The organism is Enterobacter bugandensis (assembly GCF_900324475.1).
Taxonomy (GTDB): Bacteria; Pseudomonadota; Gammaproteobacteria; order Enterobacterales; family Enterobacteriaceae; genus Enterobacter; species Enterobacter bugandensis.
Genome location: NZ_LT992502.1, coordinates 2,177,674 through 2,200,990, shown reverse-complemented (window position 1 = coordinate 2,200,990; position 23,317 = coordinate 2,177,674). Strand labels below are relative to the sequence as shown.

General features: G+C 55.8%; 32 protein-coding genes. 13 read left to right on the top strand and 19 right to left on the bottom strand.

What is annotated here, in order from left to right:
* Positions 1-2 precede the first annotated feature (2 nt).
* Positions 3-935 (bottom strand): LysR family transcriptional regulator, encoded by a 933-nt coding sequence (locus DG357_RS10830; RefSeq protein ID WP_047365246.1) that lies wholly within the window; start codon positions 933-935, stop codon positions 3-5.
* A gap of 95 nt (positions 936-1,030) precedes the next feature.
* Between DG357_RS10830 and DG357_RS10825 the strand changes: the two genes are divergently transcribed.
* Both DG357_RS10825 and DG357_RS10820 read left to right on the top strand, forming a co-directional pair.
* Complete coding sequence (locus tag DG357_RS10825; RefSeq protein ID WP_048960634.1) at positions 1,031-1,465, top strand: DMT family transporter; 435 nt, start codon at positions 1,031-1,033, stop codon at positions 1,463-1,465.
* Between the two features lie 4 nt (positions 1,466-1,469).
* The gene (locus DG357_RS10820) at positions 1,470-1,928 is read left to right on the top strand and encodes a DMT family transporter (protein WP_028013064.1); all 459 of its coding nucleotides are present in this window, start codon (positions 1,470-1,472) and stop codon (positions 1,926-1,928) included.
* Here the strand turns inward: DG357_RS10820 and DG357_RS10815 are convergent.
* From DG357_RS10815 to DG357_RS10780, 8 genes are read right to left on the bottom strand one after another with little or no spacing between them, the layout of a single operon-like run.
* Positions 1,925-2,464: a DUF3833 family protein gene (locus DG357_RS10815; protein ID WP_088205399.1), complete on the bottom strand. Its 540-nt coding sequence runs from the start codon at positions 2,462-2,464 to the stop codon at positions 1,925-1,927. The two genes, DG357_RS10820 and DG357_RS10815, sit on opposite strands and share 4 nt — an antisense overlap.
* Positions 2,461-2,985: a hypothetical protein gene (locus DG357_RS10810; RefSeq protein WP_088205398.1), complete on the bottom strand. Its 525-nt coding sequence runs from the start codon at positions 2,983-2,985 to the stop codon at positions 2,461-2,463. The genes DG357_RS10815 and DG357_RS10810 overlap by 4 nt, the downstream gene beginning before the upstream one ends.
* On the bottom strand, positions 2,982-3,467 hold the full coding sequence (locus tag DG357_RS10805; protein WP_028013061.1) for a DUF2878 domain-containing protein: 486 nt from the start codon (positions 3,465-3,467) through the stop codon (positions 2,982-2,984). The genes DG357_RS10810 and DG357_RS10805 overlap by 4 nt, the downstream gene beginning before the upstream one ends.
* Positions 3,464-4,684 carry an SAM-dependent methyltransferase gene (locus DG357_RS10800; RefSeq protein ID WP_088205397.1) on the bottom strand — a complete coding sequence of 407 codons (1,221 nt, stop codon included), beginning with the start codon at positions 4,682-4,684 and terminating at the stop codon, positions 3,464-3,466. Before DG357_RS10800 ends, DG357_RS10805 begins: the two co-directional genes overlap by 4 nt.
* Positions 4,681-5,403 (bottom strand): DUF1365 domain-containing protein, encoded by a 723-nt coding sequence (locus DG357_RS10795; RefSeq protein ID WP_045630379.1) that lies wholly within the window; start codon positions 5,401-5,403, stop codon positions 4,681-4,683. The genes DG357_RS10800 and DG357_RS10795 overlap by 4 nt, the downstream gene beginning before the upstream one ends.
* 1 nt (position 5,404) lies before the next feature.
* Positions 5,405-6,664: an NAD(P)/FAD-dependent oxidoreductase gene (locus DG357_RS10790; protein ID WP_088205396.1), complete on the bottom strand. Its 1,260-nt coding sequence runs from the start codon at positions 6,662-6,664 to the stop codon at positions 5,405-5,407.
* Positions 6,661-7,380, bottom strand: a complete 720-nt coding sequence (locus DG357_RS10785) for an SDR family NAD(P)-dependent oxidoreductase (RefSeq protein ID WP_088205395.1) — start codon at positions 7,378-7,380, stop codon at positions 6,661-6,663. The genes DG357_RS10790 and DG357_RS10785 overlap by 4 nt, the downstream gene beginning before the upstream one ends.
* Positions 7,377-7,811 carry a nuclear transport factor 2 family protein gene (locus tag DG357_RS10780; RefSeq protein ID WP_041910128.1) on the bottom strand — a complete coding sequence of 145 codons (435 nt, stop codon included), beginning with the start codon at positions 7,809-7,811 and terminating at the stop codon, positions 7,377-7,379. Before DG357_RS10780 ends, DG357_RS10785 begins: the two co-directional genes overlap by 4 nt.
* Positions 7,812-8,068: 257 nt before the next feature.
* Here DG357_RS10780 and DG357_RS10775 point away from each other — a divergent pair, with 257 nt between their 5' ends.
* Both DG357_RS10775 and DG357_RS10770 read left to right on the top strand, forming a co-directional pair.
* Positions 8,069-8,266, top strand: coding sequence for a hypothetical protein (locus DG357_RS10775; protein WP_024908361.1), 198 nt, complete (start codon positions 8,069-8,071; stop codon positions 8,264-8,266).
* A gap of 1 nt (position 8,267) precedes the next feature.
* Positions 8,268-9,044 carry a hypothetical protein gene (locus tag DG357_RS10770; protein WP_045261405.1) on the top strand — a complete coding sequence of 259 codons (777 nt, stop codon included), beginning with the start codon at positions 8,268-8,270 and terminating at the stop codon, positions 9,042-9,044.
* A gap of 67 nt (positions 9,045-9,111) precedes the next feature.
* On the opposite strand, the gene DG357_RS10765 is transcribed toward DG357_RS10770, so the two are convergent.
* On the bottom strand, positions 9,112-9,513 hold the full coding sequence (locus DG357_RS10765) for a VOC family protein (RefSeq protein ID WP_028013054.1): 402 nt from the start codon (positions 9,511-9,513) through the stop codon (positions 9,112-9,114).
* Between the two features lie 85 nt (positions 9,514-9,598).
* Positions 9,599-10,180 (bottom strand): TetR/AcrR family transcriptional regulator, encoded by a 582-nt coding sequence (locus DG357_RS10760; protein ID WP_028013053.1) that lies wholly within the window; start codon positions 10,178-10,180, stop codon positions 9,599-9,601.
* Between the two features lie 101 nt (positions 10,181-10,281).
* On the opposite strand from DG357_RS10760, the gene DG357_RS10755 reads away from it, so the two are divergent.
* The 3 genes from DG357_RS10755 to DG357_RS10745 all read left to right on the top strand — a co-directional run bounded on the left by DG357_RS10755 (position 10,282) and on the right by DG357_RS10745 (position 12,107).
* Positions 10,282-10,749, top strand: a complete 468-nt coding sequence (locus tag DG357_RS10755; protein WP_088205394.1) for a nuclear transport factor 2 family protein — start codon at positions 10,282-10,284, stop codon at positions 10,747-10,749.
* A gap of 90 nt (positions 10,750-10,839) precedes the next feature.
* On the top strand, positions 10,840-11,433 hold the full coding sequence (locus DG357_RS10750; RefSeq protein WP_028013051.1) for a TetR/AcrR family transcriptional regulator: 594 nt from the start codon (positions 10,840-10,842) through the stop codon (positions 11,431-11,433).
* Positions 11,434-11,507: 74 nt separating this feature from the next.
* Positions 11,508-12,107, top strand: coding sequence for an NAD(P)H-dependent oxidoreductase (locus DG357_RS10745; protein WP_088205393.1), 600 nt, complete (start codon positions 11,508-11,510; stop codon positions 12,105-12,107).
* A 51-nt stretch (positions 12,108-12,158) separates the two neighbouring features.
* Here the strand turns inward: DG357_RS10745 and DG357_RS10740 are convergent, their stop codons facing one another.
* Positions 12,159-12,635 carry a WbuC family cupin fold metalloprotein gene (locus DG357_RS10740; RefSeq protein WP_088205392.1) on the bottom strand — a complete coding sequence of 159 codons (477 nt, stop codon included), beginning with the start codon at positions 12,633-12,635 and terminating at the stop codon, positions 12,159-12,161.
* Between the two features lie 293 nt (positions 12,636-12,928).
* Between DG357_RS10740 and DG357_RS10735 the strand changes: the two genes are divergently transcribed.
* Positions 12,929-13,399, top strand: coding sequence for a hypothetical protein (locus DG357_RS10735; RefSeq protein ID WP_088205391.1), 471 nt, complete (start codon positions 12,929-12,931; stop codon positions 13,397-13,399).
* 42 nt (positions 13,400-13,441) lie between these two features.
* On the opposite strand, the gene DG357_RS10730 is transcribed toward DG357_RS10735, so the two are convergent.
* Entirely contained in the window at positions 13,442-14,368 is a 927-nt protein-coding gene (locus DG357_RS10730) for a LysR substrate-binding domain-containing protein (protein WP_088205390.1), read from the bottom strand.
* Between the two features lie 186 nt (positions 14,369-14,554).
* Here DG357_RS10730 and DG357_RS10725 point away from each other — a divergent pair, with 186 nt between their 5' ends.
* Complete coding sequence (locus DG357_RS10725) at positions 14,555-14,992, top strand: VOC family protein (protein ID WP_088205598.1); 438 nt, start codon at positions 14,555-14,557, stop codon at positions 14,990-14,992.
* Between the two features lie 45 nt (positions 14,993-15,037).
* Here the strand turns inward: DG357_RS10725 and DG357_RS10720 are convergent, their stop codons facing one another.
* Together DG357_RS10720 and DG357_RS10715 are read right to left on the bottom strand one after the other, a co-directional pair.
* Positions 15,038-15,931 carry a dihydrodipicolinate synthase family protein gene (locus DG357_RS10720; protein WP_088205389.1) on the bottom strand — a complete coding sequence of 298 codons (894 nt, stop codon included), beginning with the start codon at positions 15,929-15,931 and terminating at the stop codon, positions 15,038-15,040.
* A 21-nt stretch (positions 15,932-15,952) separates the two neighbouring features.
* The gene (locus DG357_RS10715; protein WP_088205388.1) at positions 15,953-16,648 is read right to left on the bottom strand and encodes a B3/B4 domain-containing protein; all 696 of its coding nucleotides are present in this window, start codon (positions 16,646-16,648) and stop codon (positions 15,953-15,955) included.
* 43 nt (positions 16,649-16,691) lie between these two features.
* Between DG357_RS10715 and DG357_RS10710 the strand changes: the two genes are divergently transcribed.
* Both DG357_RS10710 and DG357_RS10705 read left to right on the top strand, forming a co-directional pair.
* Positions 16,692-17,294, top strand: a complete 603-nt coding sequence (locus DG357_RS10710; protein WP_045261415.1) for a helix-turn-helix domain-containing protein — start codon at positions 16,692-16,694, stop codon at positions 17,292-17,294.
* A 127-nt stretch (positions 17,295-17,421) separates the two neighbouring features.
* Positions 17,422-18,042, top strand: coding sequence for a LysE family translocator (locus tag DG357_RS10705; protein WP_045261416.1), 621 nt, complete (start codon positions 17,422-17,424; stop codon positions 18,040-18,042).
* 53 nt (positions 18,043-18,095) lie between these two features.
* Here the strand turns inward: DG357_RS10705 and DG357_RS10700 are convergent, their stop codons facing one another.
* Complete coding sequence (locus tag DG357_RS10700; RefSeq protein ID WP_028013041.1) at positions 18,096-18,890, bottom strand: AraC family transcriptional regulator; 795 nt, start codon at positions 18,888-18,890, stop codon at positions 18,096-18,098.
* A gap of 109 nt (positions 18,891-18,999) precedes the next feature.
* Between DG357_RS10700 and DG357_RS10695 the strand changes: the two genes are divergently transcribed.
* Positions 19,000-19,791: a sulfite exporter TauE/SafE family protein gene (locus tag DG357_RS10695; RefSeq protein ID WP_032674705.1), complete on the top strand. Its 792-nt coding sequence runs from the start codon at positions 19,000-19,002 to the stop codon at positions 19,789-19,791.
* Between the two features lie 117 nt (positions 19,792-19,908).
* Here the strand turns inward: DG357_RS10695 and DG357_RS10690 are convergent, their stop codons facing one another.
* On the bottom strand, positions 19,909-20,391 hold the full coding sequence (locus DG357_RS10690) for a glutathione peroxidase (protein ID WP_059357014.1): 483 nt from the start codon (positions 20,389-20,391) through the stop codon (positions 19,909-19,911).
* Positions 20,392-20,527: 136 nt separating this feature from the next.
* Here DG357_RS10690 and DG357_RS10685 point away from each other — a divergent pair, with 136 nt between their 5' ends.
* Complete coding sequence (locus tag DG357_RS10685) at positions 20,528-21,799, top strand: serine hydrolase domain-containing protein (protein ID WP_088205387.1); 1,272 nt, start codon at positions 20,528-20,530, stop codon at positions 21,797-21,799.
* Here DG357_RS10685 and paaY read toward each other — a convergent pair.
* Both paaY and paaX read right to left on the bottom strand, forming a co-directional pair.
* Complete coding sequence (paaY, locus tag DG357_RS10680; protein WP_028013037.1) at positions 21,708-22,304, bottom strand: phenylacetic acid degradation protein PaaY; 597 nt, start codon at positions 22,302-22,304, stop codon at positions 21,708-21,710. The genes DG357_RS10685 and paaY overlap by 92 nt on opposite strands.
* Positions 22,305-22,313: 9 nt before the next feature.
* Positions 22,314-23,249, bottom strand: a complete 936-nt coding sequence (paaX, locus tag DG357_RS10675; protein WP_088205386.1) for a phenylacetic acid degradation operon negative regulatory protein PaaX — start codon at positions 23,247-23,249, stop codon at positions 22,314-22,316.
* Between the last annotated feature and the right edge of the window lie 68 nt (positions 23,250-23,317).

Here is a 23,317-nt window from a genome sequence, read left to right as displayed (position 1 = left end):
CCTTACGTTTGCCAGTACGGCGGCGAGCCGAAAAACGCCACGTAATAATCAATCACCGCCCTGACGTTCAGGGGCGGATGACGTGCGTGAGGATAGATCGCCGCAATATTCAGCGGCTCCGTATTGATAGCGCACGCCATTTCCGGCATAAGAGCGACCAGCTCCCCCCGCTGCAGCCTGTCGCCAATCAGCCAGTCCGGAAACAGGACGATCCCCATTCCACCCAGCGCGGCAATGAGCAGCGACTCCGCATTATTGGACGTCATCAGCGGCGCGACGGGATAGTGCACCCAATTCTCCCCCTTGCGTCGCACAAGCCAGCGATTAGGGCCAGACGAACCGCGATACACCAGGCATTTATGCTGGCTCAGCTCGGCCGGGTCGGCCGGTACGCCGTGTTGACGCAGATACGCGGGCGACGCGGCAAGATGGTAGCGCTGCTGCCCGAAGATGCGGGCGTGGAACGTCGAGTCCGTCAGCGTGCCGATGCGAAAAATGAGGTCGGCGGCATCCCGGTGCGGGTCGATAAAGTCATCGGTCAGCGTCAGCTCTATGGTTAACCGTGGATAACGCTCGGCCAGGCCTGCCAGGCCGGGTGCAACGTGCCTCTGTCCAAAAAATACCGGCCCGTTAATGCGTACCGTGCCGGAGGGTTCGGTCGAACGTTCATCCAGCTCCCGACGCGCCTCTTCGAAGTTATCCACCATCGCCCGGGCATAGCGGATAAAAAGATGCCCGTTTTCCGTGGGGATCACCGCCCGGGTATTGCGATAGAACAGCTGCTGGCCGAGCGCGTCCTCAAGCTGATGAATAATCCGCGACACCTGCGAGGCAGAAATTCCCTCCCGTCGCGCAACGACGGAAAAGTTCTGCGTTTCATAGACGGCAATAAACAGCAGCAGTGAGCGAAGGTTCATGCTTCCGGCATCTGACATTAATGCATTTCCTGCAAAGGTGTTTCCTGCATTATGGCATTTTTCTCACATGTCTACCGACGTAATCTTCTTCGCCTGATAATGGAGGAAGCATAATGCAGTTTGTATTGATTTTACTGGTGATTGCCGGCGGGATGGGCCTCTCCGTCGAGGCGGGTTTGCTGGGGCCGTTAGGGGGAGAAGTAGGCGATTTATGGGCCACGTTCAGCATTTTCGGGGTCGGCGCCGCGCTGACCTTTCTGCTGATGCTGTTTTTTAGCCCGCGCAACGGTCCGTCGTTTTTCGCACAGCCCGGCTGGCAGCTGCTCGGCGGCGTGCTGGGTCCTGTTTACGTTATCATTCTGACTATCGCCACCCCCGCTATCGGCATCGCTCTGACGATGATCGGCATTCTGGCAGGTCAGGTTTTTAAAAGCCTGATCATTGACCACTTTGGCCTGCTGGGTACGCCGCACAGGAAGATAAACGCAAGACGCATCGTGGCGCTGGTTTTTATTATTGCCGCACTGGTACTGGTCGCAAAGGGGTAAGCACATGACACTGATGATGATAATTCTGGCCATCTGCGGCGGCGCGACGCTGAGCATACAGGCCGCAATTAACGGACAGCTCGGCAGCAGCGTGGGCGTTTTCAAGAGCGCGTTTCTGACGTTTTCCGTCGGCGCGCTGGTGACCGCCCTGCTCATTTTCTTCTTTGAGCCTAAGCAGACGGTCACGCTGCTGGACGTGCCGAAATGGCAGCTTCTCGGGGCGATGTTCGGCGTGCCCTACATTGTGATCATGGTGCTCGCCGTGCAGCGCATCGGCACCGCCGTCGCCACGGTGGCGGTGATATTCGGCCAGCTCGCCATGAGCATGCTGATAGATAACTTTGGCTGGTTGAACAATCCCGCTATTCCGTTTTCACCGAGCCGTCTGGGCGCGGTGGTGTGCCTGGGGATTGCCCTGTACTTCATTTACTCCAGCAGCAAAACCGGCGATGTTCGCGACTAAGCTTCCGTATTCCGGGTAAAGAACAGCGTCACCGTGGCGACGGTGACGCCAAATTTCTTCATCTCTGTTTTATTGAACAGATGCGTCTCATCCTGCAGGTACATCCAGTCATCAAAGTTCAGCAGCCACGTTTTGCCGTTGGCCTTCACGTTCATGCTGTAATGCCAGTTAAAGGCGTTCCCTGCGGCCTGCCCGGTGGCAACCCCTTCAATATCACCTGCCGTTCCCTCGTAGCGGTCGTTCCCCACGCGGCGAATGTGCCATACCCGCTGCTGCTTCTCGCCGTCGTCGTAAACGAAGCGCTCGTTCAGCGTCAGCGTATCGCCGATGACGTCCCCGGCAATCTCAACGTGAAAGCGGCGGATCTGCTTGCCGCTGCGATCCTGCACCATGCCCCACGCTTCGGTTTTGCCCTGGAAGTAGTGGAAGATATCAAGCCGCGGCTGCTGCTGACGATACTCGGACACCTCCGTACTGCAGCCGGCCAGCAGCATCGTGAATGCCAGCGCCAGCGCCAGCGTCAGGATTCGTTTCATTTTTTACCTCCGATTAGCTGCTGACGCAGCTCAGGATATTGCGTGCGGGGATCGAGCCAGATGGCCAGAAAGCGGGTGCTGAACGCTTCTGACTGGCGCGGACCGAGCGGAATAAAGGATTTTTGCGCCGACGACGCGCGGTACCAGAACTGCCCCTGCTTATCGTTGAGAACAAACGCCAGCTGTGAACCCGGCCGGACATCCGGCCACAGGGACTGGAGCATCCTTAGCCAGGCTTCACTTTGCGGTTCCTGCGTCAGGATCCCCTGCGCCTGCCACTGGTCACGGGTCGCCTCAACCAGTTCATCGCGATCTATGTCGCGCGCGTAGGTAATAATCAGCGCCTGATCCTGATCGTCCCGGCTGTAACGGCCATCCGGCGTGCGGAGCTGAGAGGTATAGACCGTGAACGGCCCCCAGGTCAGCGTGGCGTCGCCCACCTTGCGCCAGGCCAGCCAGTCGGCGGCCTGAGCACCAGGAACAACCAGCATGAGCCAAAACAGCAGAATCGCAGTCCTCATTTTTGTCTCCCCATCAGCAGGTGGAAAAACAGCATCAGCACCAGCCAGCCCGGCGCCATCCAGCTGACGACGATAAAGGTTGGCTCCAGAAACGTGATGGCGCCCAACCGCTCGCCAATCAGGTAGGCTACCGGGCCTCCCACGGCCGCCAGCAGGGTCAGCAGCCAGCCGGGTAACGTGGTGGTACGCGCAAGCTGCGTCCAGACCACGGCGAACATCAACCACAATGCCACCATCCAGAGTGGCATCAGGGAGTCGCCCGTGAAGGCAATCAGCCCCGTCAGCGCCCAGAGCGCATCCAGCAGGCTGCCCGCCGCGGCCAGCCCAATGGCGTAAAGACGGTATGCTGACGGCAAGAGCAGGCACGCCAGGATCGCCAGCCCGAGCCAGATAATCAGGCCCTGTTCGCGAAACAGTACTACCAGCGCCCAGTAGAGATCGAACGCGACGGCCAGCAGAAAGACCTGAAGGTAGCGTCTCATACGCGCTCGGCGGTCAGCTGCACCACGCTGATGGTGCGGGCGTTAAACCCGGCTTCGCAGTAGCCGAAGTAGTACAGCCACATGCGGCGGAACCGTTCATCAAAGCCAAGCTTTTCAATCTCCTGCCAGGCGTGGACAAAGCGCTGCCGCCAGTGGGCCAGCGTGCGGGCGTAGTCCGGTCCCATGTCGAAGAGATTGCGCACCACGAAATCGGTGTGGCGCGTCATCAGTTCGTTCATCGCCGTAATGCTCGGCAGGAAGCCGCCGGGGAAAATGTAGCGTTGGATAAAATCGACGCTTTTGCTGTAGTCGCGGTAGCGCTGGTCCTGAATGGTGATGGCCTGAATCGCCATCCGTCCACCGGGGCGCAGCCGCGCCTGACAGGTACGGAAGAACGTGGGCAGATAGCGTTGCCCGACGGCTTCAATCATCTCTATCGAGACCAGCTTGTCGTACTGCCCGGTGAGGTCGCGATAGTCGCAGAGCAGTACCTCAACCCGATCCTGCAGCCCGGCGCGGGCAATGCGCTCGGTCGCCCAGATATATTGCTCCTGCGACAGCGTGGTGGTGGTCACCCGACAGCCGTAGTGACGGGCGGCGTATTCCGCCATCGCCCCCCAGCCGGTGCCAATTTCCAGCAGGTGATCACCCGGGTTTAGCGCCAGCTGCTCACACAGGCGCGCCATTTTGGCCTGCTGAGCCGCCGTCAGATCCTGCTCGTCCGCGGTAAACAGTGCGCTGGAGTAAAGCAGTTCCTTATCCAGAAAATGGGCATAGAAAGCGTTGCCCAGATCGTAATGGGCGGCAATATTTTCGCGGGCCTGGGCGCGGGAGTTGCGCCGCGTCCAGTGGCGCAGCCGCTCCAGCGGTCGGCCAAGCAGCCGGAACCCGTTCTCCAGACGACCAAGCACCTCGCCGTTGAGGGCCAGGATTTGCAGAAGCGGCGTAAGCTGCGCGGTCTCCCATTCGCCGTCCATCCAGGCTTCTGCGGCGGCAAGGCTCCCGCCCGTTAAGACGCGCCAGTAGACGCCGGACGTGAGGATCTGCACGTCGGCGTGCAGCGCGGAGGATGTCTCGCCAAAATGGAAGGTCTGCGCCCCTTCACGCAGGGTGAGTGAGCCGCCGCGAATGCCGCTTAACAGACGAAACAGCAGCCATCGCGCGATGCGGACGTTGCGCGGGATATCGGGTTCTAGCGCAAAGACGGGATCGGTCATGAGCGTTCACTCCTGCTGACGGGATGGTTATACAGCGGCACGCGCTTGAGCCACAGCCTCAGCGCCTGCCAGTAAATGGCGAAAACGGTTTTCAGAGTCATCAGCGGGATGCGCAGCAGCAGCGCGCGCAGCGCCGGACGGGTCAGAGGCTCCCGGCGCAGGGCCAGCGTGGCGTCAAAGACCTTCGCCTCCTGATGATTTTCAATGTGCATATGCAGCGTGTTGTCCGGGTTGTTGAAGCGCCAGTGGTAGACCATGTCCATCGGGTTGAAGGGGGAAACGTGAAACGCTTTTTCCGTGGGCCGGGCATTTTGCCCGTCGACCGCGTAATAATGGCGCTCGTTCCACGGCGTATTGCGCACCTCCGCCAGCACCCAGCGAAGCGTGTTTTCCTGGTCATAGCAGTAGTAAAAATTGACCGGATTGAAATGAAACCCGAAGTAGCGCAGCTGCGTCAGAAGCATGACCCGCCCTGCGGGACGTTCCCCGGTCAGGCTCTCCAGCCTGTTCAGCACGTTCTCTTTAAGCGGCGTGCCGAGCGGATAGTCCGCGTCATGGAACGCGGCGGCGGCAAAGCGGTTGCGCCGCACGCCGACGGACGCCAGCAGCGGCAGTTCATCAAGATCCAGCCAGGCCATAAAAACGCCGTAGCTGAATTCATGCGTTTTCGGCTGAAGGCGGCGGTGGCGCAATACGCCGTGATAGAGGCAGCTGTTCATGTCAGTTCCCCTCCCCGGCGGCTATTTCATTGACCACGTCCAGCGCGCTGCGCACGCCGTCTTCATGAAAACCGTTGTACCAGTAAGCGCCGCAGAACCAGCTCCGGTGATGACCGTTGATCTCCCCACGGCGCGCCTGCGCACGCCAGCTTTGCGGGTTAAACAGCGGATGCTCATAGACAAAGCGTTGCAGGACGAAGCGTTCATCCACCGGCTCGTCCGGGTTCAGGGTGACGCAGAACAGTGGGCTGCCCGCAGGCAGACCCTGCAGAATGTTCATGTTGTAGGTGACGCAGGCGCTGGCCTGCTCCTGCGCGCTCAGGCGGTAGTTCCAGCTGGCCCAGGCGCGCTGCCGCACCGGCAGCCAGCGCGGATCGCTGTGCAAAACAACCTCGTTGCGCTGCCAGCCGATATCGCCCAGCACTTCGCGCTCTGAGGCGGTTGGGTCGTCAAGCATGGCCAGCGCCTGGGCGGAGTGGCAGGCAAATATCACCTGGTCGAAGGTGTGGCTGCCGTTTTCAAGCTGGAGCGTGACCCCGTGCGCGTGGCGGCTCGCCCGCAGAACAGGCGCGTTCAGGCGCAGCGTCAGGCGGTCGCCCAGTTTTTCCAGCATGGCGCGGATATACTCCCGCGAGCCGCCCGGCACCACGTACCACTGCGGACGCTGGGTGATATCCAGCAGGCCGTGATGGTGAAAGAAGCGCAGGAAGAGCGGCAGCGGGAAACGCTTCATCTCCTGCAGCGACGACGACCAGATCGCGGCCCCCATCGGCAGAATGTAGTGGCGCGCAAAAAACGGCGTGAAGCCGTGCTGGTCCAGAAACGTCTGCAGCGTGGCGTTCGGATCGACTTCCCCTTCAAGGGCCTGTTTCGCCAGGCGGTTAAAGCGGACGATGTCACCGAGCAGCCGCCAGAATGCCGGATTTACCAGGTTTCGGCGCTGGGCAAACAGCGATGTCAGCGTGTGGCCGTTGTACTCAAGCCCCGTCTCGGGGTTGTGTACTGAAAAGCTCATCTGTGTTTTTTGCCCGCTGATGCCGAGCTCGCTGAGCAGGCCCATAAAGCGCGGGTAGGTGCGGTCGTTGTAGACAATAAACCCGGTATCGATCGCGTATGTGCCCTGCGGCGTTGAGACGTCAACCGTCGCGGTATGGCCGCCGGGCGTGGTGCCCGCTTCAAACAGGGTTACCTGATGATGCCCTGCCAGCCGCCAGGCGCAGGTCAACCCGGCGATGCCGCTGCCGATAATTGCAATGTTCATGAGCGCACCATCCTGCGCAGCAGCGTGCGCTGCAAAAACGCGGGCAGCCCGGAGAGCAGCCGCAAAATAAGGCCAAACCCGGCCGGAAACGCGATATGCATTTTGCCCTTCGCCAGCCCGGTACGGATCGCCTTGACCGCTTCGTCAACGCTCACCCTGCCCGGCATGGCAAAATCGTTTTTCCGCGTCAGCGGGGTATCGACAAATCCCGGAGAGACGACCGTCACGGCAATCCCCTTTGGCTCCCAGTCCAGACGCAGACTGTCGGCAAACCAGCTCAGCGCCGCTTTGGACGCGCCGTAGGCCTCTGCCCGCGGGAAGGGAAGCCAGTGGGCCATCGAGCTCACCAGCACCACGCGGTTACCGGCAACCAGCTGCGGCTGCAGCGCGGCCAGGCAGTTCACCGGCCCGAGAAAATTGGTGGTCATGACCCGCTCCACCAGCGCCGCATCCACCACGCCGCCGTCGAGATATTCGCAGGTACCGGCGCAGAGAATAACCAGATCGGCGTAAACGCTGCTGAGCGCCTGGCGACAGGCGTCCCTGTCTGTCATATCGAACAGGCGAACGGTGAGATTGGGGCAGGTCTGATGTAGCGCTTCAAGCCTCGCAGGATCGCGCCCGCAGGCAATCACGTGGTAGCCGTCAGCGGCAAAGGACTTCGCCAGCCCCGCGCCGATGCCCGAGCTTGCGCCGGTAATCAGCACCGTCTTCATGATTTGACCCTCCGCTTCACGCCGCGTACCGCCCAGCCCAGCAGAGGGAGGTGTTCGTAGATCATCTCTCCCGCATCGTAGAAGTCCCGCTGACGGGTGATGAGATTGTTTTCGGTGTCCACCACCGAACATCCGGGCAGTTCAAGCGGCTCGCCTCCGGCAATGCGCGGATGCGACCAGTGCATTACCCAGGTGACAACAAACCGGTTCCCGCTGCACAGCGGCGGATCGATGACAAAACGGCATTTCTCGACGTTTGCCAGCAGATGGGTGAAATAGCGCTGAAGCGCGAAAATACCGTTGTGCTCCCCGAACGGATCGATAAGAGTGGCATTCGAATGGTAAAGCCCGACCAGCGCGGTCGGCGGCTGACTATCCAGTGCGGCGTAGTACTCAATAAACCGACTCACGACAGAGGGCAAAGTGCTCATGGGTCACATCCTGGCTGTAAACAACGTGGCGTAATCGCATAATTAAAACTTACACAATTAACGTTATTTGTCCAAGTTTGTGCAAGTTTATTTTTTATTACCCATAAATATCAACAATTTGAAAACTCGATCATTTGACGCTTTTGTAGGCCGGGTAAGGTGTAGCCGCCACCCGGCTTTCACTTTCAGGTTATCCTTAAGGCAAATTCAGCCGTCATCTTCCAGGCTTATCCTTTTTATTCATAAGGATGCCTGACATGAAACGTTTCTTTCTCTCCCTATTCTCAAGCCCGGAATCCTTACTGCAGGTGATGAGTCAGCAGGAAATTATTGAAGCCGTGGAAGATGGCGATCGCATCATTATCGACCAGGACGGGAACGCCTCGGTTAACTACAAGAGCAACGAGGTGCGGCAGGACTTTCTGCGTCACGTCAACACGCTGAAGAGGGCCTGATATGGGAACGGCGATATTTATGGTGCTGATGGTCTGCGGGTACTGGTACACCAGCCGCGACCTGTCGACCCGCTTTAAAATCAAGCGTTCCTTTGGCTGGGACGTCTATTTTCTCGTCGCGCTTTACGGCTGTATTTTCGTTCTGCAGGGCGTAATCGCCACGGGATTGCTCTGGCTGCTGCTGTTCGCCCTTTCCGCCGCCAACAACGCTTTTCACTTTGCCTCACCGAAATACACCGACTGGCAAATCGACTTTATGAACTGGAGTTTTTTAGGCATTCAGGCTCCGGTGGTCGTGATGCTGGCGTTTGCTATCCTGTTTTGCCTCTACCGCTCTAACTGGGCAGGCAGCGCCAGGCTGGACGGCGAGAGCCGGAAAAAGCTCTACAAACGGCTTGCGCAGGCGAGCGGGATTGAACAACTGCTCTATCAGTGTATGGAGCAAGGCGAGCTGGCGCAGGTCACACTCCGGTCGCGGCGGATTTACGTCGGCATGATCCACACCGCGACGCTGGAATATGAAAAAACGGCCAATATCGTGCTGATCCCAATGTTGAGCGGGTACCGGGATGCGAAGACGATGAATCTGCGTATCGAGAATAATTACAGCAGGTGGTATGCGGAGCATGACATTACGCTCGACTCTGAACCCCGCAGCGCCATGTCATTCCGCAAGGTGATTTTGCTTAATCAGATTGAGAGCATATCGCTGTTCGATCCTGCCAGCGCCAGCGCGCTGTCGCTTGCACAGCGGGACGAGAGCCAGACGTCCCCATAATGTTGAGTACGCTCTGCTGGGAAGCGTGCACGACGAAAGGCGAATGACACATCATTTATGGTGATATTCACGGTTGCGCATTCTGATAAAGATCCCAGCGGTTGCCGTAAATATCTTCAAACACCACCACCGTACCGTACTCTTCCTCACGCGGTTCTTCGCAGAAATGAACGCCTTTTGCTTTCATGGCATGGTAATCGCGCCAAAAGTCATCCGTCTGAAGGAACAGGAAAACTCTTCCACCGCTTTGATTACCGATAAAACCTTCCTGCCTTTCGTTGGAGGCACGAGCCAGCAGGATATTGCAGTCGCTTTCCGGGTTGGGTGAGACGACGACCCAGCGTTTCCCCGGTTGGGGCGTATCCTCTACGAGGGTAAAACCCAGCCTGTCGGTGTAGTATTCAATGGCGCGATCGTAGTCATCAACCACGATAGCCACGCATCCCAGGCATCGTTTCTGCGTTCTCATATTTTTCGTTTCCTTTGGATAAATAGCTTACCGATTCGGTGAGTCGATATTCCAGCTACCGTAATACTTGCGGCAGATTCAGGACTTATTTCTGACCGGTCAACGCCTCTAATCCCCTTTTTAGCACATTTATTACCGTCTCTGAATCCATGCCCATCTGTGCATGAATAATGGCGCCGTCAATAAGCAGCATGATTTCATTGACGACGCGCTCATCAGCGATCTTCGTCAGCAACGCAATCATATTCTTAGTTTCGATTTTATGACCGCGGCATATCGCTTTTATTTCGCTTTCTATATCTTCGGATTTGGCTTCTGCGCTGGCATTAATAAACGCGCAGCCGTGGAACTCGGGCGAAATAAACCATTCATAAAGGGTTGCAGATATCGCATCAGAAGGTATTTCGCCTTCATCAAGATGTCGACGCAGCGTGGTCTCAAACCAGTTAATCCATATTTCATGTCGATAGTGCAGGTAGGCGAGAATCAGTAAACTTTTACTCGGAAAATGGCGATAAAACGTCACCTTGGTCACCTTCGCCTCTTTAATCAGCGTATCCACCCCCGTCGCCCTGAAGCCATTGGAATAAAAAAGATCGTGCGCCGTCAGTAATATTTTATCCCTGACGCTGATTTTTGCTTCGTTGCCTGCGTGCTCGGTTTTCACTTTTCGGTAGCCTCAAAACGGATGTTGACAGCGTTATTTTTCAGGCATAGATTAGCGCAAGTAGACAGACCTGTCTACTCCATCATACAGAGGTAATCGCCATGAACACACGCCCACCCTTACCGCCCTTCACCCGTGAAAGCGCGATCGAAAAGGTCAGACTGGCAGAAGATGGCTGGAACAGTCGGGATCCGGCGAAAGTCGCGCTGGCCTATTCGCTGGATACCCAATGGCGCAACCGTGCGGAATTCGCCAATGGCCGTGAAGAAGCCCAGGCGTTTCTGGCGCGGAAATGGAAAAAAGAACTCGACTATCGTCTGATTAAAGAGCTCTGGGCATTTACGGGCAACCGGATCGCGGTGCGCTATGCCTATGAATGGCATGATGATTCCGGCAACTGGTTCCGCTCGTACGGCAATGAAAACTGGGAGTTTGAACCGGACGGACTGATGAAGCGCCGTTTTGCCTGCGTTAACGATATACCGATAAAAGAATCTGAACGCCTGTTCCACTGGCCGCTGGGCAGACGCCCGGACGATCACCCTTCTCTGAGCGATCTGGGGCTATAAAGTGCCGGATCCGCTCTGTGGAACAACGGGTGCAGCAGCCTGCCGAAAACGTGTAAACTACCATGAGTAGATAATAAAACCGAGGAAAGCATGGTTGTTAAGCGCTTAAGAAAAGAGGACCGCCGCGTGCAGCTGCTGGAGGTTGCGCGAGGGATCGTGCGTCAGCAAGGCACGGAGGCGTTGACCCTTGGCTATCTGGCAGAACGGGCCAACGTGACCAAGCCTATCCCCTACGACCACTTTGGCGATCGTGAGGGGCTGCTGATGGCACTGTATCAGGACTATAGCGATCGGCAGCTGGCGAAATTCAGGGAGACGCTGGCGGTGGACAGCAAAACGCTGGAGAAGACGATCCGCTTTTTCAGCGCCGCCTATATCGACTGTGCCATTGCCGCCGGACCTGAAACCGGGCCAATCGCCGCGGCGCTGTCTGGTTCTCGCGCGCTGCAGACGTTTCGGGAAGCATGCGTGGCCGAATGCGCCGACTGCCTGCGCACCGCGCTTTCTCCTTTTATCGTCTTAAAAGGCGTTCAGGGAGAAGCGGTACTGACGGCCATCATTGGCGCGGCGGAGGCGCTCAGCACCTCGGCTGGCAACGGCGTGCTCGCCCGGAATGTGGCAGAAGATATGCTCTGCGGCGCCATGACCGGGGTGCTGGAGACCTACGCGAATAGCACAAAATGATCGCCGGGGGCGGATTGACACCTAAGTTACCAATAGTAATATAGGCATCACTTCTCCCCCATCTGGAGGTCGCTATGTCTGCAACCCATGCCATTAAAAACGCGCTGATCGTGACGGCACACCCGATCGACAATTCGTTATCCCATACGCTGGCAGCCCGTATTGCCGGGAAATTACGCGAGGAAGGTACGCAGGTTGAGATCGCCGATCTGCATTCTGAAGGGTTTAATCCGGCGATGACCCGCGCCGATCTCGATTTGTATCACGGCGATCCGAGCGCCCTTCCCGACGATATTCTGCGCGAGCAAAAGCGCGTCGAGCGCGCGGATATGCTGGTATTCGTCTTCCCGGTGTACTGGTGGTCGGTTCCCGCGCTGTTGAAAGGCTGGTTCGATCGCGTGTTAACCCTGAACTGGGCGTATAAGGTGGCCGACGACGGCCGGATTGTGGGCAACTTACGTGATGTTCCCGTCCGCCTGATTGCCACCGGCGGTAGCGATCTTACCGGCTTCGACAAACACGGCTATTCGACGGCGATTCAGACGCAGATAATCGAAGGGGTATTTGGCTTCTGCGGGTTGAAGAACGTTAAGCTCGAAATCCTTTACCAGGCAGACACGGCTACGCCTGAGCAGGTTGAGGAATTCCTGCAAAGACTCGGCGACATCCAGTAAACCATACGGTGCTGGCGCGCTTTTCTGCGCGCCGGGAACACTACAGGAAAATTACAGGGTAAAACGCCTATCACCCACCTGCGCCTGGGCGTACCATTTCATCAACTCTACAGTACCTGGCGCGTTCTGAGCAGGCGACCACGGGGCGGTATCGTGCTCAGGCACGGGCTGATACGCCCCGTGTTTTACCTCAAAAATGACGCCGCCTTTATCCAGCGACAGCACGGCATGCCAGGTTCCGGCATCCATCTCCAGGACTTTACACTCTTCGCCTAACACCACGCGCCGGGTCACGTTTCCGCTGTCGTCAAAATTCAGCACCAGAAAGCGGCCGCTCAGCGCCGTCAGCAGTTCAAACGTGTGCGGATGGCGATGGGGGCGGACATAGGTACCGGGTTCCATTGCAATGGCCAGGCGCTGCACCGGGTCGCTCAGGTCAGGGTGTAAATTACGGTGTGCGCGTAAGCGAGGAGAATGTGCGGCCTGCTCGCTTTGCTGCTGCAGGTCACTAAAAGTAATTTGTTTCATATAAGCCTTTGAGAATGTGGCGATTAACGGCAAGCCGATTGCTGCACGACGTTATACCATCCTGAAAAGCCGATAAGCTAAGGCATTTGTGAAACAAAACGCTGCCGTGAGAGGATCTGCAATGTTGGAGCCCAGAGCGCCACATTGAGTAAAACTCACATTAATGCCAACTATTTATCGTTTTTCAAACATAACCGCACTGAAATACCATCCATTTACCCCTGGTATACCGCTGTCAAAAACAGATAGCGACGTAAAAACAATAAATAATAATGTGCGGATATGGAGCACCTATGACACTCGATGTTTTATTCCATTTATTGAAAACCCTCTCACCAGAAAAAAGCACCGCTGATGAAAAAATACCTGCGCTAATCACCTTACTTTCCTCAGAAAGTCATCGTTCAGAAGCGCTTTCGCCATTTATACATCGACTGCACCTGCTCTCATTTGCCCAGAACGCTCCTGGCAATGCCGAGGAGCTACTCTCAGCACATATTACAAAAGACGTCGGACTCTTCCCCCAGCCTGACTTCGCGGACTGGCCACGGGTGCGTTACGCCGAGTCCGGTGAAGTACAGACGCCGGAATCAGAAGAGTATTTTCGTAAAATGACCTCGGCTGCCAATGTGCTACGTTCTTCGCTGATCGACGAAGAGCGCGCAAAGGGGACGCCAGCGCTTTATATTCTGGATAAATTACTTAACCTGAATAGCGCACTGCCGGAAAGATATAAAAAGATGGCGAATATACCCTACGCGTAAACTTATTAAACAGGATAGTCCGTAAGGAATATCCTGTTTGATTTAAGACAGCCGCTTTTCATTATACTCAAGACAGACGATATCCAGCGAAGGAACGACCGGCGAATTGAGGTTAAGCCAGGCCAGCAACCGTTCAATACTCTGTCCTCTGAGCGAATTTTTCGGCCAGACAAGATAGTAACCGTCCCCTGTTGCTATCGCCTCCCGGAAGGGCAGCGCGAGCAGGCCGCTTTTCAGCGCGTCGAGCGTGAGCCGGAGATCGGCCATCGCCACGCCGTGTCCGTGCATGGCCGCAAGGCTTCCCTGCTCCAGGGTGTCGAACACGATCCCGCCGCTCATGTCGAGGCCGGGGAATAAGCCCGTCCTTTTCAGCCAGCGCTTCCAGTCCCGTCGGTCCGGTGACGGATGAATAAGATCGCACTCAGGAAGCTGATACCGGGCAGGCTCCAGCAAAGACGGCGTACAAACCGGAATAAGCCATTCACTGAACAGTAGCCTGCTCTCCGTTGACTCGCCGAAATAGCCGTTACCGAGGAGGATCGCACAATCGTAGGGCTCGCGGCTGAAGTCAACCGTGTCGAAGTCCATCCAGACGCTGGCGATTTCGATTTTCGGCTTCGCATGATTCTCCCGAAAGGATTTAAGCACATTGAGAAGCCATCGCATCGTCAGTGTGCTGGGGGCCTTGAGGCGCAGAAGATGGTTTTCACTTTTGAATGCGCGACAGGCCCACTCAATATTCGAGAAACTTTCGCTAAGCTGCCCGGCCAGAATACGCCCGGCGTCGCTGACCTCCACTCTCGGTCCCTGCCGTTTAAACAGCTCGCAGTCGAACCACATCTCAAGCGTGCGGACATGCCTGCTGACCGCCCCCGGCGTGATATTCAGGACTTCAGCCGCTTTGCTGAACGAGTTCAGCCGTGCGGCAACTTCGAACGCGCGCAGCGCATACAGTGGCGGTAAAGACATACATTCCCTTTTTGGAAGGTGTAATCATACAGTTTTTGTATTATCGGCACATGATGACGTCAGCCAACATTTTTTATCGCCGAGGCTTCCTGCTGAGGCATGCCGATGATCCTGGCCTGGGTGGTGATGAGGATAGCTACTTTGAGATAATCTCTGTTCAGACTGACGGAAAAGAGGATGTTTAAAGTGCTGGCTTATATCACGATTGGGACAAATGACTTTCAGCGCGCCGTGAACTTTTATGACGCTATTTTTAACGTGCTGGGCTATACACGTCTGCCCGCCTGGACTGATAGCTGGGCAATGTGGGGAAACGAAAATCATCCGGATGACGAATTTAGCTTCTGCATTTGTCCTCCTTTTGACCAGCAACCCGCGACGGCGGGAAACGGGACAATGTTCGCTTTCAGAGCAGATAACGCGGACATTGTCAGACGCTTCCATGCAGCGGGCCTCCGTGCGGGTGGGAAAAATGAAGGCGTACCCGGTATACGAACCGCCTACGGCCCCGACTTTTATGTTGCCTATCTGCGCGATCCTGACGGACATAAACTGGCGTGCGTTTGCCAGCATTATTCTCCTGATGCAGATAAGGTATCAGGCGAAGAAGAGTCACTTCAATAATAAAATTTTTCGGTAAGGACCGGTAGACACCCAGTCCTGCGGAGATCACTTCAGTTCCAGCATGCTTATTACATGGGAAATATCCGCGATGTCGCCAGCCGACAATGGTTGCAGAGGTCGAGGCAGGCAATCCATGTCGGTAAGACCAAGCACGCCAGCCGCAGCAGCAATAACGCGAATACTTCCGCCATGTTTACGGAACAGCGACCACAATGGCTCAAGGCGGGTTGTCAGGGCTGTAACGCGTTGACGATCGTTTGCCGCCGCAGCTTCAGTGATTTGTTTCGCCATCTCAGGGAACAGACCGCCACACACGGAATACCACACTTCACAACCGGCGTTTAATCCCAGTCCCGCATAAGCGTCGCCACTGATACCGATTGTTACGCCAGGATGCAGATGTTGACGTAACGCCTTTACCCGCTCAGTCGCTGCAGCGGGGCTATTCGGGACGCCAGGGATCTTGACCGAGCGAACCCCCTCAAGTGATGAGAGACGACCGTGGAGTTCATCCGTAAAGGTAAAATGCGTCGTGCCCGGATTATCATAGATACACACCGGTACAGACACGTGCCGGGTAACGGTCTCAAAGAGTGAGAAGACTTCTTCGTCACGGAGTGGCTGGTAGCTGACCGCCGGGAGTAACAGCGCATTTGCACCAGCGGCCTGTGCATCATCTGCCAGATGCAGAATGGCATCGGTACTGACCGCTCCCACACACACCATCATGGGGATGTTGCCTGCATGCTGTTTGGCCAGCGTTGCTACGCGCTTGCGCTGCTCCCGGGTCAGATAGGCGTAGCTTCCGGTTGACCCCAGGATGCCCATAGAATCAACCCGAGCGTCTGTAAGACGGGAAAGGATATGGCTGAAACCCTTTTCATCCACGCCGCTGGCGGTGACTGGGGTTAATGGAAATGCCGACAAGCCGGTAAACATACATGTTTCTCCTGAAGGATATTACTGCTGTTGTTCTTCGATGAGAGCAACGTCAAACCACAGACCGGGCATCATTTTTTCCAGGCCGTCGGTCAGCATTTTTCCGGCTTCGTGAAGCGTCTCCAGCGGCATCTGCGGGAGACTCTCCAGAATGAACCACATTTGCTGCGCTTCCACGCCTAAGCGGGTTCTGATCCCCTGTCGCCAGTTCCAGCGACGGCAGGTCACGCCGATATCATCACACCAGATAACCTCACCTTGTGAAGGATACTCAACGGTGGTCTCTCCCTCTTTGACCGTATCAAAAGGTTCTGTTCCTTTTGCCACAGTCAGACGCGGCGCCCCCTGATAGGCAGAGAGATCCTCTCCACCAACCGGAACGGCATAGCGGAGACTGACGGCATTATAAAGATCAACGACAGGATCGAGCGCTGGCATCGTTCCGTCACGTAAGACGCGCTTGCGTAACGCATCCGCTGAGCAAGGGGTGCGTTTAGGTTTAGCCCCAAATTTTTGAAAAACGTCGGCCCATGCCGCCAGATGAGATTCCGCCCAGGCAGGCTCACCGGCCAGAACCGCCTCACAGGCTTCTCGCAGCGCCGTTTCTCCAGTGCCGGGATTAAGCACTGGCGCAGCTTTTACGCGGATACTGAGCGCCCGAAAACCGGGAGCAATACGATAAATTTCAGGAGAAATTGACGGAGATACTGTTAACACGTGATAATCCTGTAATGACCAATTTATTCCATGATAATGACCAATGACCAAAAAAGTCAATTTAATGACCGATGCAAATTCGATCGCCAGCTCCGTGAATGAAGCCGTTTCGCAGCGAATTAAACTGTATCGTAAGCAAAAGAAAATCTCCCTGGATGAACTCTCGCGTCAGGCGGGTGTAAGTAAGGGAGCGTTGGTTGAGATAGAGGGATGCCGGGCGAATCCCAGCATTGCCCTGTTATGTCGCCTGGCTGCCGCGATGGGGGTTTCGGTGGCTGATTTTGTGGATGTCAGTGCCAAACCGACCGTGCATCTCATTGCTGAAGATGAGATCCCAGAATTGTGGCAAGGTGAAACAGGCGGGAGAGCAAGATTGCTCGCAGGATCGGGTGGCCCTGATATGACCGAGCTCTGGATGTGGGAAATGCAGCCCGGGGAAAAGTTTGCGTCACCCGGCCACGCGGAAGGAACGCTTGAACTGTTTTATGTTCAGTCGGGCACGCTCACACTCGGCGTACAGGATCACGTGTATCAGATAAAAACTGGCTGTTCGGCAACTGCCAGAACGGACGTTCCTCATTTCTATGAAAACCGGGAGAAGAACCCATTGGTATTCATCATGACAGTGCATGAGAAAGCGTCCTGAGTTGTAGCCCGGTATGCCAGCAGGGCTTGTCTCATTAAAGCAATTTACAATTTATTCACATAACTGCCTTTGTCTAATTGATTGGCGCAAAGTAAGGGGGTAACATCCACTCTTTCGGATAAAGAAAATGTCTGTTACTGATTCTCTCCTTGCCTTCTCTCTCGCTGCACTACTGCTCACCCTCACTCCGGGCCTGGATACGGCACTCATTCTACGAACGGCATGTGCTGAAGGTGGAAAGAAGGCTTTTCAGGCAGCTCTTGGAATTGATACTGGCTGTTTTATCTGGGGCGCACTTGTTGCGCTGGGACTGGGAGCGCTGCTGGCGGTGTCAGAGCTCGCTTATACCATGCTGAAAATTTGTGGTGCGACTTACCTTTGCTGGCTGGGTTTACAACTGCTGAGGCGGCCACGTTCATCTTTCAATCACGGCGATGGCGTTAATCCTTCAGCGGGGAACTGGTTTATAAAAGGAATGCTGGGAAATGTACTCAATCCTAAAATGGGTATTTTCTATGTCTCTTTTTTACCTCAATTCATACCTGCCGGGCATTCCCCTTTTGTATGGACTTTTATACTTGTCAGCATTCATGTCGCAATAGGGACAATGTGGTCAGTCACGCTCATTTTATCCACGCACTTTGCATCAGCCATACTGAAGAAAAGCAGTGTTGTCAGGGGAATGGACAGAGCTACAGGAGGATTGTTTTTGTGCTTTGCGGCTAAACTTGCACTCAGCACAAGATAACCTGATTAACGCTAACATAGCTCAGAACGTCCGCTGTGGTCACATAACTGACGTTATGAACGGTGCCCTGTGAAGCTTTTGAAATCAAGCCTATAATACGAAGGCGGCTGTCCCGTGACACGGCGGAACATCGTGGCGAAAGATGATGCATTGTCGTATCCGAGAGTGAGTGCCACTTCATTCACCGGTTTACCTGTTATCAGCAACGTCAGTGCACTGACGACACAGGCTCGCTGTCGCCATGCAGAAAATGACATGCCGGTTTGCCGTAAGAAAAGTCGACGAAAGGTACTGGCGCTCATAAACAGCGTACTGGCCCAGCGCTCAGCAGGGTCATGGATTGAGGGGTTGAGTAAAAACGCCTGACAAAGAGCCAACAGTGCCGGATGTTGTGGCAGCGGAATATCGAATTCGCGAACCGGCATTTCCGCCAGTTCCAGTAACAGCAGATTTACCAGCGCACGGTCGCGTGCGCTGTCATACATCAGCGGCAAATCCACGGCATCAAGCAACAACTGACGTAACAATGGCGATACGCTGATCACCTTACAGTGTCGATACTTAATCGATCCCGTCACGCATGTTGGTTCAATATATAAGCTACGCGTGGTCACGCCTACAAACCGGACAGCGTGAGGGGTTTCGGGTGGGATCCATACTGCATGTTGTGGGGGAACAACCCACTCTCCGTTACAGGTTGAGACGTACATGAGACCCGTTGCGCCATACAGCAGCTGCGCGCGGCGATGTTGGTGTTGTGGCAGTATAAATCCCTGCGCATAGTCATTGCCTAACGCCACCACTTCACGATCGAGCTTATCGACATCTTCAATTTTTACGTTGCGCACACCGGTCTCCGTCTGAACGATTTACAAAGGTAATTGAGCGCTGCGCAAATGGGAAGCAGGATGCTACCGGTATAAGCTGCTCGCTCATTTTCTGGTCGGGGATAATCTCTTGAACGATATCGCAATTATTGCACTGGCAGGCTTTACTACCGGTATCACCACGGTGCTATTTGGTTTTGGGGGCGGTTTTGTCGTGGTGCCATTTGTTTATCAACTGATGCTGCGGCAGTCTGAGCTGGCAGGAAACGCCATGCATATCGCGGTTGCTACCTCAACGGCGGTGATGATATTTAACGCGGGCTGGGTCAGCTATCGAAACTGGCGCGCCGGCAAACTTTCAGCGCAGACATTGTTCCCATTATTATGGTTTATCGCCATCGGGGCTGTCGTGGGTTCCTGTCTGGCGGGAGTCTTCAGCGAGAATATTGTTCGCGCACTGTTCATTCTTTATATGCTGGTAACCATTGGCGATTGTTTGTTGCGCAAAGGTTTTTTTAGCTGCAGTTCCCCGCGTCGCTTGTCACTTTCTGTGGTAACGGGCGGCGGAGTGATCATCGGCATGATAGCCGCATTGCTGGGCGTGGGTGGCAGCGTGATGACAGTGCCATTATTACGGCGACACGGCTATGCGATGGGTGAATGTATTAGCGCTTCTAACCCGCTTTCTCTGCCTGTCGCGCTGTGTGGTGCCGTGACGTATGCAGTCATTGGTTGGCAAAATATTCCGGTAAGCGGATTTCTCGGTTTTATCAGCCTGAAAATTTTAGGCCTGTTGGTACTGACGGGCTGGGCTGGAATAGTTTTTAGCCGTCGGGTTATACCTGCTTTACCTGACATATGGCACGCACGAATCTATGTAATACTGCTGTGCCTGGTGCTACTGGCGATGCTGCTCCAGTAACCCCATCCATCGCGGCGACTACTGGGCTACCTGTACCAACGTCCGCTCCTGGCACAGAGCGGACATAATGAATTTCGGCTATACCCGGCAAATGGATGGCTCTGGCGACAAAAACACTCATCTTCCCAGTGCCGCAACAATTGCCCCCTCCATTTTCTCTGGCGTCGTCATCGGTGCAAAACGCTTGAGCGGCTTACCGTCGCGTCCGATCAGAAACTTAGTAAAGTTCCACTTGATCCGCCCACCCAGCACGCCAGGCAATTCGCTTTTCAGATAACGAAAAATCGGATGTGCTGCGGCGCCATTGACCTCAACTTTCCCGAACATGGGAAAACTGACGCCGTAGTTAATGTAACAGGTCTTTGAGATTTCATCGGCGTCGCCGGGTTCCTGCTTACCAAACTGGTTGCAGGGGAAGCCCAGCACCACTAACCCTTGCTCGGCGTATTTCTTGTATAGCGCTTCGAGACCCGCATACTGGGGCGTAAAGCCGCACTGGCTGGCGGTATTGACGACCAAAACCACCTTCCCCGCATAGTCGGCCATTGAGATAAGACTGCCATCCAGGCGGGTGGCGGTAAGCTGATGAAAGCGTGTCATGCTGAAATCCTCAAAGCAGGCCGAAAAGCTGCTATGACCACCCACGCGGCGGCCTCCGTACAGAAAGTTTACATTCAAACAGGCTAAGTGTGATACATTCCCGCCGCGCCAATGACCACCACACTCGCTATCAGGTATGCAGAACATCACAAAAAAAATTCGCTGGCTTCTGCTTGCTATCCCATTCCTCAGCGGTTGTGGCACGCTCTCGCAAATGTCCTCCCCGGAAGGTACCCAGGAACTCCTCACCCATGAATCGCTGGATGGCGACGTTGACAGCGTGGTGCGTCACTACATGGCGCAAAAGTCTGTTCCAGGAATGACGGTCGCGGTAATCCATAATCACGGCTCGCCTCAGTTTTACACCTGGGGCGTTACCGATGCGGTCAACCGCTACCCGGTCAGGCCCGATACCCTGTTTGCGCTCGGCTCGCTCAGCAAAGGGATCACGGCGGAAGTGGTGGCCTGTCTGGTGAGTGAGGGGCAACTGAACTGGGACGACAGCCTGGCGACATTGCTACCGCCGGGAACGCCGCTAAGTAAGGATGCACAAAAAATCACCCTGCTGGAGCTGGTAACCCACACCTCCGGCCTTCCGCGCCAGAATATGGACGTTCCGATGCTCGGAAAATTCATCCGCTACTTAGGCACGGGTGATAATTTCTACGGTGAACTGGACAGCGATAACGTGCTGCGTTATCTGGCGAACTGGCGCGCGCCGAGAGATAAAACGCCGCAATACTCGAATACCGGCTACGCCCTGATTGGCTATATCCTGAAGCACAAAACCGGCGAAGATATTCAGAGTTTAGCCTCGCGCTATATTTTCCGTCCGCTGCACATGGTTAACAGCAGCTTTACGCCCCAGAAGCTCAAAGGATACCCCCAGCGGGCGCTCGGCCACGCGGGCGATCAGCCAAAATTCATCCCGCGCGGGCAGCTTACGCCAGACTGGCATTTTTCCAACAACATGGTGGCGGCGGCAAGCCTGTACAGTAACGCCGAAGATCTGGCGGCCTATGCTCGCTATCACGTCTCTACGACCCACAATTCCTTGCTGGACAGCGTCTTTGACGAAGTCAGAAATACCGATATTCAACGCCCCGACGGGGTGCAGGGCATTGCCTGGACCACCGACTTTATCGGTCTGGAAAAAATCACTTATCAGGTCGGCTATATCGGCGGCTACTCCAGCTTCATCGGCTATGACAAAAAGAAAGGCAATGCGGTGGTGGTGCTGCAAAATATCTTTAACTGGAGCAACTATATTGGCATCGCGCTACTGATGGATATGGCGAAAAAAGACGGCCTTACCCCTACATCGCCGACTTCGGCCTTAAGTTCTCGTCAAACGCCAGCCGTTTCCGGTCAGGCTCAGCCTCGCGCAGCGGCTCAACCTGGTGCATAGTTAGCTTGCAGCGCTCCACCAGCACTTGATACTCCCGCGTGCCCTGCCGCTTCCACGCCATCTCCTGCTCGCTCAGCTCGCGAATCGCTTTCGCCGGGCTGCCGATAATCAAGTGGTTGGCAGGCATCTCCGCTTTCGCCTTCACGAACGCCGCCGCGCCGACGATGCTGTTTTCACCAATCACTGCCCCGTCCATCACCACCGCGTTCATACCCACCAGCGCGTTGCGGCGGATGATGCAGCCGTGCAGGATGGCGCTGTGGCCGATATGCCCCTCCTCCTCTACCACCGTGTCCTGCTCCGGGAAACCGTGCATCACGCAATTATCCTGAATGTTCGCGCCATCTTTCACCACGATACGGCCAAAATCACCGCGCAGGCTGGCATTAGGGCCAACATAAACGCCTTTACCCAGAATTACGTCGCCAATCAGCACCGCCGTTGGATGAACATAGCTCTCGTCAGGTACCACCGGCGTCAGACCGTCAATTTGATAAACTGGCATCTTCACTCCTTATGCGCTTGTAAGACCACCAAAGCGTTGATAGTAGAGCGTGCCGGGCACGGGCAGTTCGCCCACGGAGGTTTCGCCCTTCTCGCTGACAAACGTCAGCGCCCCCGGCGCGACACGCTGATAGATATTAATGCAGAGCTGTCGGGCGCTTTGCCCCGCCCAGTGCGCGGGCAGTAACTCCTCCGGCAACAGTGGGTCTTTCAGCACCACGCGGCGATAAAAGTGAATCAGCAGCAGCTGGATCTGGAAGCAGCGCTCCGGCGTCAGCTCCTCCGGCGCGGCCTCCTTCAGCAGAGGCAGCAGCGGGCGGAACGAGTTGATAAACGACTCGTACATCGCGTTTTGCTCGGTTAACTGCCAGCACTCTTCCACCCGCGAACGCAGCGCTGCGCGGGAGAGCGCCAGCGGCGAGTGGGCTTCGAAGAAGATCACGTTTTCCGCCACGCCGGCATCGTGAAGCAGGGACTGCACGTCCGCCAGATGCTGCGACGGCGAGGCCATCAGGCTCGGTGCCAGCGTGCCAAATCCTTGCCAGATGAGCTGTTTTTTCACATCCGCGAGCGTAGTTTTATCCAGCCCTTCGGAAAGCAGCAGCAGCCATTTGCCGTCCCAGGCGGGCAGCTCTGCGCGATAAATCTTATTCTCCGCGCGACGCGTCAGCCGCAGCCCCTTATCGCTCAGGCGGTAAAAGCTGCGCCGCCCGATGCGGGAGACGTCCAGCCAGCCCTCTTTGTTGAGGCGAAACAGCGCGGTGCGCACGAAGCGCTCGCCAAATCCCATGCCTTCCAGTAAGGCGGCCAGGCTGCCGAGCCAAATCTCGCCGCCGCGGTGGGAAAGCGCGTCACCGTATAACGAGGAGATAAGCGACGTTCCGCTGACGGGAACCGAGCTGACCGCGTGCTGGATAAAGGCGTCGAGTTTATTCATGTGATTCATTCTGTTGTTATTTTTGTCCTGGATGAATCATAGCATAAGCCCCTCATCCTGGCCCTCTCCCCAAAGGG

What these genes read in the sequence shown, in the direction of transcription:
- DG357_RS10830 (WP_047365246.1), bottom strand. Translation starts at nt 935, where the DNA reads ATGTCAGATGCCGGAAGCATGAACCTTCGCTCACTGCTGCTGTTTATT.
- DG357_RS10825 (WP_048960634.1), top strand. Translation starts at nt 1,031, where the DNA reads ATGCAGTTTGTATTGATTTTACTGGTGATTGCCGGCGGGATGGGCCTC.
- DG357_RS10820 (WP_028013064.1), top strand. Translation starts at nt 1,470, where the DNA reads ATGACACTGATGATGATAATTCTGGCCATCTGCGGCGGCGCGACGCTG.
- DG357_RS10815 (WP_088205399.1), bottom strand. Translation starts at nt 2,464, where the DNA reads ATGAAACGAATCCTGACGCTGGCGCTGGCGCTGGCATTCACGATGCTG.
- DG357_RS10810 (WP_088205398.1), bottom strand. Translation starts at nt 2,985, where the DNA reads ATGAGGACTGCGATTCTGCTGTTTTGGCTCATGCTGGTTGTTCCTGGT.
- DG357_RS10805 (WP_028013061.1), bottom strand. Translation starts at nt 3,467, where the DNA reads ATGAGACGCTACCTTCAGGTCTTTCTGCTGGCCGTCGCGTTCGATCTC.
- DG357_RS10800 (WP_088205397.1), bottom strand. Translation starts at nt 4,684, where the DNA reads ATGACCGATCCCGTCTTTGCGCTAGAACCCGATATCCCGCGCAACGTC.
- DG357_RS10795 (WP_045630379.1), bottom strand. Translation starts at nt 5,403, where the DNA reads ATGAACAGCTGCCTCTATCACGGCGTATTGCGCCACCGCCGCCTTCAG.
- DG357_RS10790 (WP_088205396.1), bottom strand. Translation starts at nt 6,664, where the DNA reads ATGAACATTGCAATTATCGGCAGCGGCATCGCCGGGTTGACCTGCGCC.
- DG357_RS10785 (WP_088205395.1), bottom strand. Translation starts at nt 7,380, where the DNA reads ATGAAGACGGTGCTGATTACCGGCGCAAGCTCGGGCATCGGCGCGGGG.
- DG357_RS10780 (WP_041910128.1), bottom strand. Translation starts at nt 7,811, where the DNA reads ATGAGCACTTTGCCCTCTGTCGTGAGTCGGTTTATTGAGTACTACGCC.
- DG357_RS10775 (WP_024908361.1), top strand. Translation starts at nt 8,069, where the DNA reads ATGAAACGTTTCTTTCTCTCCCTATTCTCAAGCCCGGAATCCTTACTG.
- DG357_RS10770 (WP_045261405.1), top strand. Translation starts at nt 8,268, where the DNA reads ATGGGAACGGCGATATTTATGGTGCTGATGGTCTGCGGGTACTGGTAC.
- DG357_RS10765 (WP_028013054.1), bottom strand. Translation starts at nt 9,513, where the DNA reads ATGAGAACGCAGAAACGATGCCTGGGATGCGTGGCTATCGTGGTTGAT.
- DG357_RS10755 (WP_088205394.1), top strand. Translation starts at nt 10,282, where the DNA reads ATGAACACACGCCCACCCTTACCGCCCTTCACCCGTGAAAGCGCGATC.
- DG357_RS10750 (WP_028013051.1), top strand. Translation starts at nt 10,840, where the DNA reads ATGGTTGTTAAGCGCTTAAGAAAAGAGGACCGCCGCGTGCAGCTGCTG.
- DG357_RS10745 (WP_088205393.1), top strand. Translation starts at nt 11,508, where the DNA reads ATGTCTGCAACCCATGCCATTAAAAACGCGCTGATCGTGACGGCACAC.
- DG357_RS10740 (WP_088205392.1), bottom strand. Translation starts at nt 12,635, where the DNA reads ATGAAACAAATTACTTTTAGTGACCTGCAGCAGCAAAGCGAGCAGGCC.
- DG357_RS10735 (WP_088205391.1), top strand. Translation starts at nt 12,929, where the DNA reads ATGACACTCGATGTTTTATTCCATTTATTGAAAACCCTCTCACCAGAA.
- DG357_RS10730 (WP_088205390.1), bottom strand. Translation starts at nt 14,368, where the DNA reads ATGTCTTTACCGCCACTGTATGCGCTGCGCGCGTTCGAAGTTGCCGCA.
- DG357_RS10720 (WP_088205389.1), bottom strand. Translation starts at nt 15,931, where the DNA reads ATGTTTACCGGCTTGTCGGCATTTCCATTAACCCCAGTCACCGCCAGC.
- DG357_RS10710 (WP_045261415.1), top strand. Translation starts at nt 16,692, where the DNA reads ATGACCAAAAAAGTCAATTTAATGACCGATGCAAATTCGATCGCCAGC.
- DG357_RS10705 (WP_045261416.1), top strand. Translation starts at nt 17,422, where the DNA reads ATGTCTGTTACTGATTCTCTCCTTGCCTTCTCTCTCGCTGCACTACTG.
- DG357_RS10690 (WP_059357014.1), bottom strand. Translation starts at nt 20,391, where the DNA reads ATGACACGCTTTCATCAGCTTACCGCCACCCGCCTGGATGGCAGTCTT.
- DG357_RS10685 (WP_088205387.1), top strand. Translation starts at nt 20,528, where the DNA reads ATGCAGAACATCACAAAAAAAATTCGCTGGCTTCTGCTTGCTATCCCA.
- paaY (WP_028013037.1), bottom strand. Translation starts at nt 22,304, where the DNA reads ATGCCAGTTTATCAAATTGACGGTCTGACGCCGGTGGTACCTGACGAG.
- paaX (WP_088205386.1), bottom strand. Translation starts at nt 23,249, where the DNA reads ATGAATCACATGAATAAACTCGACGCCTTTATCCAGCACGCGGTCAGC.